Source organism: Sphingobium sp. RS1 (genome assembly GCF_056156825.1).
On sequence record NZ_JBLZXE010000002.1, the window covers coordinates 1267057 to 1277642 of the forward strand.

A 10586-nucleotide genomic window follows, 5' to 3' on the forward strand; every position below is an offset into this window, starting at 1 on the left:
GTCAGTTCATCTGGCCGCGGAGGAAGGCGATCAACTGCGGATCGCTCCCCGTACGTTCGAGAATGGGCAGGATGACCCGCCACCCGTTGTCGCTGTTGGTCAGGATGACGATGCCGTCGCCGCTCGCACGATCGATCGCGGCAAAGGTGAACGCCCCGGCATCCTTGCCGGTGTGGAGCATAGTCGTGCCCTTGGGAAAACCGAGGAGCTGCCACCCCAGTCCGAAGCCAGTCCAGGGCGGACAGGTGGCCGCTTTCGATCCGGCACATGTTTCGGGCGTCAGGTCGGCCTGCGATTTGCTGCGCTCCACCGCTAAATACGCGACCAGGCCCCGGTCGTTGCGGGCATCGATGAGGAAGCGCGCATAATCACGCGCTGTCGCGTGCGCCAGATCGGCAGCGTTGTATCGCGTCACCCGCCCGACCGGCAGCGGCTTGCCTGCGTCATCATATGGCACGGCGATCGGCACCGTCTTGCCTTGCGCCGCCACATAGCCCGACGCGCGCATATGGGCGGGGGCAAACAGCCAGCGGCCAGCAAGCCTCTCGAACGACTGCCCGGTGCGGTGTTCGGCGTAGCGCGCCGCATATTGATACCCCTCGCCCGAATAGCCGGTGGTCGTACCGGGATCATGATCGAACGCCAGCCCCTTAGCATCGCGCCAGTTCGGCAACCCAGTGCGATGGCTCAGCGCCATGCGGACTGTCAGCTTCATTCGGCGGGGATCGCGCGACAGGTCGGGGTCGCTCCAGTAGCGATCCATCGGCTCATCAAGCGACAGCTTGCCGGCCGCCGCCAGTCGCAGGATGACCTCCGCCGTCAGCGGCTTCGTCAGCGAAGCGAGATTGTAGGGCGTGGAGACGGTAGCCGCGCGGTTCGGCCCCGCGATGCCCCAAGCTCCCGTCGAGACGATCTGTCCGTCGCGGATCACAGCGACAGACACGCTTTCCACGCGCTGTTCGCGGAGGATTGTGGTCATATCCGGCAGCGCGCTGTTCGCCTTGGCGGCCGCCATCGAGGCGCAAGCCATCGACGCGACCATGCAGACTCGAACGCCCCGTTGCAACGCGCTAACTGTATTACTCATATGCAACGGCTAGCAACATCGAAGTTTGACCGCAACCTGGATCGCATTTGTCATCGACGTGACGGACGTGAGAACCGCTACTGGAAATATCGCGATCAGCAGCTTGGCGCGCTTGGCGTCGATAGCGAAGGTCGCAATTCTTTCATCGTCTCAACCGTGGGGGCCTCGCGCATCAAGGGCGTGGAAATCGACATGAGGGGGCTGGTGACGCGGACCACCCGTCTGCGCGCCAACGTCCAATATCTCGACGCCAAATATACCGACTTCACCTATAATCAGGTCGATACTTCACAACCGACGGACCCGCTGAACTCCCTGATGCCGGTGAAGGGTTGCGCCGTGCAGCAAGTCACTACGCCAAGGCGATCGTTTGACATTGATTGCTCCGGCAAGCAGGCCGAAATGGATGCTGAATTTTGGCGTGGATCAGACGGTCGAGCTAGGCGATGTCGATCTGACCGGCTCGTTCGGCGCCCGCTATCGCACCAGTCGTGAGTTGGGCTTCAACTTTCTGCCGACCGGCCAGAGCGGGGACGACTGGACACTTGACGCATCGCTTTCGTTCAAGCCGAAGAGTCTTCCAGTCTCGGTACTGCTGTTCGTGCGTAACTTCACTAATGAGAAGATGCGTTCGACCTATCAGGCCAGGACTGGCGATGTAACGTCGTTCACGCTGGAAGCGCCGCGGACCTATGGCGTTCGGGTTGGCTACAAATTCTGATTGCGCATTGGTAAGCCATGGGCCGGCGGGTAAACTCGGCGGCCCATGCCATCATGAACGATAAGGCCGCGTACGGCCGAGAGAAGAATGATCGAGCCTGATGGAAACGAGCGCATGCCCTATCTGAAAAATGCCTGGCACGCGGCATGCTGGGCGCATGAACTGACCGATGCGCCGGTCGCGCGCACGATCCTTGAACAGCCGATCATGCTGTTTCGCGATGCAGACGGCGCGCCCCGCGCTCTGCATGACGCCTGGCCCCACCGTTTCGCGCCCCTGAGCCGCGGAAGGATCAGTGACGGCACGATCACATGCGGTTATCACGGTCTGGAGTTCGCGGCAGACGGTCAGTGCATCCGCAATCCGCACGGCAATGCGGCCCGCACGGCGTTCCGCACCGAGGAGCGCGACGGCGAAGTCCATGCAAAATTGACGTTCGCGGCGAGCCGATCACGGGCTTGTTCTAGCTTCCATGGGACGGCAGCCCGAACGCGGTCGGCAACCTTATCGCCTATATGAGCAGGCGGGCGCCTTCCAATCTCTTTCTCCAGACCGGCATGAGCCTTTCTGACGAAATTGGAGAGGGTGATCCCCGTATCCCCGTGGTTCACCTGCTCACCCCTGAAACCGAGGACAGCACGCATTATTTCTGGGCCGCGGGTGGCAACTGCCGGCACGGTGACGAGCAGATTTCGAAGATGCTGTACTTCAGCACGCAGCAGTCGTTCGAGCAGGAGGATGAGCCGGTTCTGGCTCCTCGCTGATGCGAGGAGCCAGCCAACCTTCAAATTTCTGTGCCTTCTGCCAAACTCAGGGCGCCCTCCAAATCTACGCCAAGATATCTGACCGTGCTTTGGATCTTCGTATTTCCAAGCAAAATTTCGACCGCACGAAGCTTTCCCGTCGCTGTGTAAATGATCGACGCCTTCGTCCGCCTCAAAGAGTGCGTGCCATAGTCCTCGCTTGGCAAACCGATGCCCGTTACCCATTCATCCGCTAGGCGAGCGTACTGGCGGGTGTTCATATGGGTCGAATGATCGGTTCGGCTCGGGAAGGCATAATCCTCCAGGGAGCCTTCCCTCAATTCCAGCCATCGGAGCAGGCTGGCGCGAGCATCGTCCTTCAGTTCAAACTGAACCGGCCGCCCGGTCTTTTGCTGGACGACGATCGCCCGCATCCGAATTTTACGGTCACAAACGATATCGCTGATTTTGATCTTCGCCAGGTCACAGCCGCGCAGTTTGCTGTCGATGGCAAGATCGAAAAGAGCGCAATCCCGCGTCCGTCCATGCTGATCAAGAAAGAAGCGGATCGCTCAGATCTGGCGGGGTTTGAGCGCTCGCTTTGCACCAACCTTGCGCCCAGCGTTCCACGACACTCGCTCGCGTGCGGCAGGATCAAATTCTGATAATCCCATGACACTTCTCCTTGGGCCACGATGGCCCGGAAGAAGAACGCTTAAGGGGAGATCGACCCTTCCAAGCCGTTCAGTGCCCAATTTTCGATCTCGAAGTGCAGACCGTCCGGTTACAGCAGTTCGGCTAGTGACGTTTTTGGCAGCCTGGGCGGTTCAGTCTATGCTGGCAACGGAGCGCGAGACACCTGTTGCCAGCATGCCGAGCCCAGATTTACTCGTCGCGCTTCCAGCCGACCGCCGCCATCATGATGTCAAACAGACGGGTGTTGGGCAGGAAGCCGCGTACTTTGTCGGCGCCGGGGCCGGAGGCAGCAGCGATGACTTCCTCGCCGGTATGGCCGTCCTGCACGCTGATGACCTTGTTGGTCGTCGCCGTAACATCGGGCTTGGCCGCTTCGGCAGCGAACTGTTCCGCAAGGGGCGCGCCACGATTGCCGCCACCCATACGCAGGCCGAAACTATGGTCGGCGGTGAACAAGATGAGCGTATCCTTGCCCGCAATGGCGCTAACGCGGCGGATCATCTCGTCCATTTCGATCACATGCTGCAATCCCTTGGTCGGATTATCGGTGTGCATGTCCCATTCGACCATCAGGAAATAGCCCTTGGGATTGCGCGCCAACTGGGCGATCGTAGCCTCCACCGCAGGCAGCGGCGCATAGTCGCTGTCGCGCAGGATGGCGGCACGGCCGGCCTGCTTCACCAGCGCAGGGTCTTCGCCGAACTGATAGCCGGCTTTGGCGAAAGCCTGCTCCGCCGAAGTCTGGCGGCTGGCGAAGGAAGCGATCGCGTCCGCCCGGCCCTTGCCAATCAGAATATCAACGCCATTGCCGAAGCGGGGTGCCAGCATCTGCCGGAAAATCTCGTCCTTGTCCTTGCGCGATGCGACATGGGCGTAGGTGGCGGCCGGGGTCGCGTCCCAGATCTTCATATTGGTCACGACGCCGGTAGAAAGTCCGCGCTGTTCGGCATATTCAAGGAAACTCTTCAATGGCCGCACCGCATTGCCCGCGCCGGTCGGCACGGCGGACACCATGGAGTTGTTGGTCTTGTGACCGGTCATGATCGCGGTCATGCCTGCGCCCGAATCCGTTACCCAGCGATTGAGCGAAGATGTGTCGGACAGACCGATATTGGGCATGGATTGAATGAAAAGCGACTGCGGCTTGTCATGCGCCAGGATGCCGGCGGCATTGACGGTCGACAGGCCGCCGGCATCGCCCAGAAAGACGATGACGTTGCGGGCTTCCTGCGCCTGTACGACGTCGGCGGTCAGGCCGACAAGTGCTGCGGCGGCCAGCGCCAGGGCGCGGAGGGAGTGACGATAAGGCATGAGGGATCAATCCTTGCTGTTGAAATTATTGGAATGAGAAAGCGGCAGGATGAGGGTAGCGCGCAGACCCGGATGATTGTCCGCCAGCAGGAAATCGCCGCCATGCAGTGATGCCACCGCCTTGGCGAGCGTCAGGCCAAGGCCGCTGCCTGGCGTACTTCTCGCGCCATCGAGCCGGCCGAACTTGCGCAGCGCCTCGCCATGGCGGTCAGTGGGGATGCCCAACGCGCGATCCGCGACGCTCAGATGCACCGCCGTACCAACGATATGGACCGCCAGCTTTATCTGCCCGCCCCGTGCGCCATATTTGAGTGCATTGTCGATCAGATTGGCCAAGGCCCGCGCCACAAGCGCATGATTGCCGTGCAGTTGGAGCGGGACCGGGCAATCCAGCACGATCTGCACACCGCTGGCGGTCGCGAGCGGCTGATAGATTTCAGCGAGGTCGCGGACGATGGCGCCAAGATCGAAGAGTTGGAAATTACCGCGCCCGACGCCGGCTTCGGCCCGGCTGATCTCCAGCGCGCCTTCGAGGATGTGGAGAACACGCGCCACTTCCTGCCCGATCGTCTCGAACCGGGCCTGCTGATCCATGCCAGGCGGTTCGGCCAGCGCCTGCGCCACCTGAATATGGATGCGCATCAAGGGCGATCGCAGGTCATGCGCGACCGCATCGGTCAGGGTGCGATGCTCCTCGACCAGTGCTTCGATCCGGTCGAGCATCGCGTTAAGCGAGATTTTGAGCCGATCGACCGGATCATCGCTGCAGTCGCTCTGCGCGCGGCGACTGAGGTCGCCGGCGCCCACTTGCTCACCAATGCTACCGATCGCCTGCACCATCCGGTTCATCTCGCGCACGCTGACGAAACTGCCGAGCAAGCCGATCGGAATGGCCAAAGCAAAAGCAGCAAGCAGCGCCAGCAGGATCGCCCAGTGCATATCGGCGCGATTGTCGAGCAATCCGCCCAGCAACAGTCTGTGGCCAGACGGGAAAACAGTGGTGCGGACCAGAAATTCCTCACCACGATCCGCACCCTCACGATGCAGCGTCGCGGGTGTCCAGTTCTTCGGGGCGGCGATGCTCTGCGGCCAGACAAGCAGGTTGCCGGCCAACCTCCGCCCCTGCGCATCGACCAGCAGGATCGCCGTCTGGTCCCGGTGCGCCCGCGCCGCGCGGCTCGCGACTTCGGCTGTCAGGCGGGTCGGCCCGCCGCCATCATATTGTTTTTCTAGGTTGCTCTGGCGAAATTCCAGCGGTCGGGTGAAGTCGGCCAGCAAAATGCCGTCGATCTGATAATAGACGTAGAGCAGGATCGGCAGGATGCAGGTCAGGCTGAGCACCAGATGCAACAGCACGAACCGGCCCGACGTTGACCGCCACGGCAACAGCCGCCAGCTCCGCCGCCCTCCGGTCATGGCCGCACGCTTCCCGGCAAGCCCAGCCGGTAGCCGACGCCGCGTACCGTCTGCAGCAGTGGCGCCTGAGATGGCCGGTCGATCTCCTTGCGCAAATTGCTGACATAGACGTCGATCACATTGGTGCCGGGATCGAAATCATAGTTCCACACCTTCTGGAAGATCATCAGCCGGGTGACGACCTGTCCCTGATGGCGCATCAGAAATTCGAGCAACTGCACGGCGCGCGGCTGCAACAGCAACGGCTGACCCGCCCGCTCCGCTGTACCGGTGCGCACATCCAGCACAAGATCCGCGCAGCAAAGCCGGGCCGACGCGGGCGATGCGGAACGGCGGCGATGCAACACCTCCAGCCGCGCCAGCAATTCCGACATGGCAAAGGGTTTCACGAGATAATCGTCCGACCCGGCACGCAACCCGCGCACCCGTTCGTCGGTTGCCCCAATCGCGGACAGAATGATGACTGGCGTGTCGTTCCCTTCCGACCGCAACGTCTCCAGCAGACTCAACCCGTCCAGTAGCGGAAGCATCCGATCGAGGATGATCGCGTCGAACCTTCCGCCGCGCGCCATCGTCAAACCCTGCTCGCCATCGGCGGCCACCTCCGCGCCATGGCCCTCTTCCTCCAGCCCAGCGCGGATGAAGGCGGCGGTGGCCGGATCATCCTCTATGATAAGTATCTGTCTGTGCATGTCGCGATCTTCGGGAAAAGCCGAAGGGGTGCCGCCCATGACGGACGGCGCCCCTTCCCGTTCGATCAGAAGTTCAGGCGCACGCCGGCCAGATAGCGGCGGCCGAACGTCTCATGTTCGATCTGGCGCTGCATGCTGCCCTGATAGCGGATGCCCGGCTCATTCGTCAGATTATTGGCATCGACATAGAGCTGCACGGCGGGGCTGATCGAATAACGCAACGAGAAGTCGAGACGCGCCACGTCGGCCCAATAGGTGTCGCCCAATATGTCGCCCGAACCGATCGAGTCCAGATAGGCCTTTTGCCACTGATAGCTGACCCGTGCCGAAAAGCCGTAACGCTCGTAATAGCCGGTGACATTGTAGATCAGCGGCGAGGAACCGGGCAGGTCGGTGGTGCGGCCATCGGGTGTGGTTGCCTTGGAGTCGTTCAGGGTCAGATTGGCCTGAAGGCCGAAGCCCTGCGCCCAATCTGGCAGACCGATCGACCGGGCCACGCCTTCCAGCGGCTGGGAGAAGGAGAATTCGATGCCCTTGATATGGCCCCCGCCGCCGTTGGCGATCGTCGAATAGCGATAGTCGGACCGGTCGATACCGTCGGAGTTGAGCGCGTCCGACCCGAAGGCAGACAGTTCCACATCATAAAGAATGTCGCTGAGCTTCTTGTAATAGACGCCCGCCGAGAAGAAGCCACGCGAAGGCATATACCATTCGAAATAGAGGTCGACGCCCTTCGCCCGTTCCGGCCGCGCATTCGGGTTGCCGCCCGAAACCATCTGTTCGACATCATCGAAGGAGAAGTTAGGGCGCAGTTCGTCATAGTCCGGGCGCGCCGCACCGGTGTTACCCGACAACCGCAGCTTCATGTCGCGGTTGATATCCCAGTTCAGGTGGATGCTGGGATAGACGGAGGTGAAATTGCTCGACACATGGGTCGGGACATAGGCGTCGTCGATCATCGACATGGCCGAACCCGTATTTTTCACCCGTTCGACGCGGGCACCATAAACGATGTTGCCCCAGTCGAAATAGGTGGTGCCCATCAGATATCCGGCCATCACCTCTTCGGTCACGCGATAGTTGTTTTCCTCGCTGGCGCCCGCCTGCACCTGTGCCGCGCCAGCCGCGACATAGCTGTCGAACAGCGCTTCGCCGAGGTCGCTGGAGAAATATTTGAAACCATAGCCGAGCGGCAGATCGCCCTTATAGGGTGTGTCGATGCTGATGTCGGCCTGGGTCGGATTGGAGAGGCCAGCCGCCGCCAGCGTGGCGGGCGTCACTTCCAGCACTGTGCGGCGCGACGTCTTGGTACGACGGTCATATTCGCCGCCGACCTGGAATACCGTTTCCGCGCCGAACAGCGAGGCGTCATGCTCGATGTCCATTTTCGCGGTGTAGGCGTTGGTCCGGTCGAGCTGGCGATTGCGCGTCATCGACAGGAAATTGAGTTCGGTCGGCGAGATATAGGGCCGCGCCGCGCCGGCGCTGTAGGTGCCGTCCGCATTCTTCACCGTATCATAGAGCTGCACCTTCGCCAGGTCGGGATTGGTGAAGTCATAGACGAGCGTCGGACGTTTGGTAAAATCGCTGGGGCTGCCCCAGGACGAACCGAAGGGCGGCTTGCTGCGATTATCGGCCTGCGTGTAGTTGAGGCGCCACTTCACCTTCCAGGTGTCGAGATCATGCTCGCCGCCCAGCGTGTTGGTGAAGATGCTCTGACGCGACGAATTGCTGTTCAGCGTGCTTTCGATCTCCGCGCCATAGAGCGTACCTTGCGTCGGCGTGTTGCCGGTGCGGATATCGGCATAGCCGGTGGTCGTGCCGACCAAGCTGGAACCGGTCTTCTTCGCGTCCTGATCCAGGTCGAACACCCAGGCATTGCGCAGTTCGTCGTCGCGGAACTGGCTGTAGATGGAGCTGAGGAAAATCTGGTGCGCGCTGTTCGGGCGCCATTCCAGACGACCGGAGAAGGAAGTGTTGCTGCGCGTCAGGCGATACAGCTTGTTCTGGGTCTTGCTGTTCCAGATGCGGTTTTCGCCGCCTTCCTCCTGGTCTTCCGACGAGACTTCCCAGCTATTCTCGAAATTGTCCGTCACCATGTCACGCTCGTAACGCGAGGCGCCGATCAGGATGCCGATCGTGTCGTTGGCGAAACGGTCGGAAATGAAGCCGCCGACATTATACTGCTTGCCTTGACCCAGGTCATTATAGCCATAACCGCCGTCCAGCGCCGCCTTGAATCCGGGATAGTCGAACGGGCTGCGGGTCACGATATTGATGTTGCCGGCCACGGTTTCGCCCGGCATGTCGGCGGTCACCGCCTTTTTGATAACGGTCTGGCTGGCGATGGACGAAGGGATGGTGTCGAACCGGGTTTCCCGGCCCGCCGGGCTGATGACGTTGACGCCATCGAAAGCCAGCGTGGTCCAACTCGCCGGCGACCCGCGCAGGCTGATATAGCGTTCCTGCCCTTGGTCGCGGCCAACGCTGACGCCGGGCAGGCGGCTGACGGCCGCGGCGATATTCTGGTCGGGGAAGCGGCCAGCGCTGTCGGCGGCGATCACGTCGATCAGCGAGGTCGATGCGCGTTTCAGCTGGATCGCGGCCTCTTCGGACTCGGCGATCGGGCGGCTGCCGCTGACGACGATCTCGCCCGATGACACCACCGCGCTCGGTGCCAGCATCAGTTTGATTTCGGCTGTGGCGCCGGCGGTGACGGCGACCGTTTCATGCCCGGTTTCAAAGCCGAAATAGCTGATGCTAAGCTGCTGCGATCCGGCAGGGACACGGCGCAGAACGAAACGGCCATCGCTGTCGGTCACGCCGACGATGTCCGATCCGTCGACGCGCACCTCGGCGCCGCGCAGGAAATTGCCCGACGAATTGGTCACGATGCCACTGATGCGACCGTCGCCCTGACCGGCTTCCTGTGCGTAAGCCGGTGTAGCGATTGCGACAGTGCTGACAGCCATCGCCATCATCGCCGCGCGCATCAGAAGACGATGCTTGGAAATACGAATAGAAGACATGATGCACACCCCCGTTCGCGACATGATAGAATGTCACGTTCTCAAAATAATTCTTGATTTCAACTGAGCGAATATTCGCGCTTGTCCTGCCGATTTCTGCAAATCGACGTCAGCGATGAAATCAACCCGATTGCTCTTTTTTGCTTACGGGGGGCACTAGGAGCGGCGATTTACGGTTATATTACAGATGGGAACATTAGGAAAAATTTAGAATTGATGGCCAGTTTCACGAGAAACTGTGACCTCGACGGTGTGCAACCGACCCGTCCTTGCCAAAAACTGAACCGCCCGGGTTTGCCGGATGCTCCAGTGCCCAGAAGGAGATTTGATAGGCCCTGACCCTGGATTATGCCGATACAGCCCCGCTTTCAGGCATAAAATGCCTAACTGCATGGTGTCGCCCTCTTTTCCCTTGATGGGCTTGTCGCGCCCTTGCTTGCGCGATACTCATGGCATGATGGCACTGTTCCATGCATCATCGCGCGCGATTCCAGCGCTTAAAATGCGGAGGCGTCTGACGGCGCTTTGCGGCATTTTGGCGTTGTTCAGCATGGTGACGCTGGCAACCTGGCATGACGCATTGCCGCATATGGACGATGTCGAACATGCGCATGCGACCGGACTCGACCACCATGTACGGGCATCAGGCCACCATCATGAACATGCCAGCGGCCATCATAGTCATGATGACGAAGATGATGATGCAGGCAGTAGTGACATCGTGCATGTGGCGGCGCATGCCGTCGTGCAGGGCGTTGATGTGCCGGCACAGCCCGTGGTGGGCATGACCCAGTTTGCGGCAGTCAATCTTTGGGACATGGCGCCGGCCAAACACATCGACTCCGTCAAGCCGGATTCCCTTTTGAGGCCCCCCCGCGCCTGATCGTCCGT

The 10586-nt window shown here is 60.9% G+C and carries 9 protein-coding genes and 1 pseudogene; 4 read left to right on the forward strand and 6 right to left on the reverse strand.

Features of this window, described 5'->3' with window-relative positions; translation table 11 throughout:
* Position 1 precedes the first annotated feature (1 nt).
* On the reverse strand, positions 2 to 1087 hold the full coding sequence (locus tag ACNHGR_RS07695; RefSeq protein ID WP_475285164.1) for a serine hydrolase domain-containing protein: 1086 nt from the start codon (positions 1085 to 1087) through the stop codon (positions 2 to 4).
* Positions 1088 to 1457: 370 nt separating this feature from the next.
* Here ACNHGR_RS07695 and ACNHGR_RS07700 point away from each other — a divergent pair, with 370 nt between their 5' ends.
* From ACNHGR_RS07700 to ACNHGR_RS07710, 3 genes are all read left to right on the forward strand, one after another.
* On the forward strand, positions 1458 to 1808 hold the full coding sequence (locus ACNHGR_RS07700; protein WP_475285166.1) for a TonB-dependent receptor: 351 nt from the start codon (positions 1458 to 1460) through the stop codon (positions 1806 to 1808).
* Positions 1809 to 1895: 87 nt separating this feature from the next.
* Positions 1896 to 2327, forward strand: coding sequence for a Rieske 2Fe-2S domain-containing protein (locus ACNHGR_RS07705; RefSeq protein WP_475285168.1), 432 nt, complete (start codon positions 1896 to 1898; stop codon positions 2325 to 2327).
* The gene (locus ACNHGR_RS07710; protein ID WP_475285170.1) at positions 2324 to 2572 is read left to right on the forward strand and encodes a hypothetical protein; all 249 of its coding nucleotides are present in this window, start codon (positions 2324 to 2326) and stop codon (positions 2570 to 2572) included. The genes ACNHGR_RS07705 and ACNHGR_RS07710 overlap by 4 nt, the downstream gene beginning before the upstream one ends.
* A gap of 20 nt (positions 2573 to 2592) precedes the next feature.
* Here the strand turns inward: ACNHGR_RS07710 and ACNHGR_RS07715 are convergent.
* The 5 genes and pseudogenes from ACNHGR_RS07715 to ACNHGR_RS07735 all read right to left on the reverse strand — a co-directional run bounded on the left by ACNHGR_RS07715 (position 2593) and on the right by ACNHGR_RS07735 (position 9695).
* Positions 2593 to 3225, reverse strand: a pseudogene (locus ACNHGR_RS07715) (tyrosine-type recombinase/integrase).
* Between the two features lie 211 nt (positions 3226 to 3436).
* The gene (locus ACNHGR_RS07720; RefSeq protein WP_184265638.1) at positions 3437 to 4558 is read right to left on the reverse strand and encodes an alkaline phosphatase; all 1122 of its coding nucleotides are present in this window, start codon (positions 4556 to 4558) and stop codon (positions 3437 to 3439) included.
* A 6-nt stretch (positions 4559 to 4564) separates the two neighbouring features.
* Complete coding sequence (locus ACNHGR_RS07725) at positions 4565 to 5974, reverse strand: sensor histidine kinase (protein WP_475285172.1); 1410 nt, start codon at positions 5972 to 5974, stop codon at positions 4565 to 4567.
* On the reverse strand, positions 5971 to 6666 hold the full coding sequence (locus tag ACNHGR_RS07730; RefSeq protein ID WP_475285174.1) for a response regulator transcription factor: 696 nt from the start codon (positions 6664 to 6666) through the stop codon (positions 5971 to 5973). The genes ACNHGR_RS07725 and ACNHGR_RS07730 overlap by 4 nt, the downstream gene beginning before the upstream one ends.
* A gap of 65 nt (positions 6667 to 6731) precedes the next feature.
* Positions 6732 to 9695 carry a TonB-dependent receptor gene (locus ACNHGR_RS07735; RefSeq protein WP_475285176.1) on the reverse strand — a complete coding sequence of 988 codons (2964 nt, stop codon included), beginning with the start codon at positions 9693 to 9695 and terminating at the stop codon, positions 6732 to 6734.
* A gap of 454 nt (positions 9696 to 10149) precedes the next feature.
* On the opposite strand from ACNHGR_RS07735, the gene ACNHGR_RS07740 reads away from it, so the two are divergent.
* Positions 10150 to 10578: a hypothetical protein gene (locus ACNHGR_RS07740; RefSeq protein ID WP_475285177.1), complete on the forward strand. Its 429-nt coding sequence runs from the start codon at positions 10150 to 10152 to the stop codon at positions 10576 to 10578.
* The last annotated feature ends 8 nt before the right edge of the window (positions 10579 to 10586 follow it).

Bases quoted from the DNA above. Each gene is read 5' to 3' on its own strand.
- ACNHGR_RS07735 (WP_475285176.1), bottom strand. From the start codon at position 9,695: ATGTCTTCTATTCGTATTTCCAAGCATCGTCTTCTGATGCGCGCGGCG.
- ACNHGR_RS07705 (WP_475285168.1), top strand. From the start codon at position 1,896: ATGATCGAGCCTGATGGAAACGAGCGCATGCCCTATCTGAAAAATGCC.
- ACNHGR_RS07695 (WP_475285164.1), bottom strand. From the start codon at position 1,087: ATGAGTAATACAGTTAGCGCGTTGCAACGGGGCGTTCGAGTCTGCATG.
- ACNHGR_RS07725 (WP_475285172.1), bottom strand. From the start codon at position 5,974: ATGACCGGAGGGCGGCGGAGCTGGCGGCTGTTGCCGTGGCGGTCAACG.
- ACNHGR_RS07710 (WP_475285170.1), top strand. From the start codon at position 2,324: ATGAGCAGGCGGGCGCCTTCCAATCTCTTTCTCCAGACCGGCATGAGC.
- ACNHGR_RS07740 (WP_475285177.1), top strand. From the start codon at position 10,150: ATGATGGCACTGTTCCATGCATCATCGCGCGCGATTCCAGCGCTTAAA.
- ACNHGR_RS07720 (WP_184265638.1), bottom strand. From the start codon at position 4,558: ATGCCTTATCGTCACTCCCTCCGCGCCCTGGCGCTGGCCGCCGCAGCA.
- ACNHGR_RS07730 (WP_475285174.1), bottom strand. From the start codon at position 6,666: ATGCACAGACAGATACTTATCATAGAGGATGATCCGGCCACCGCCGCC.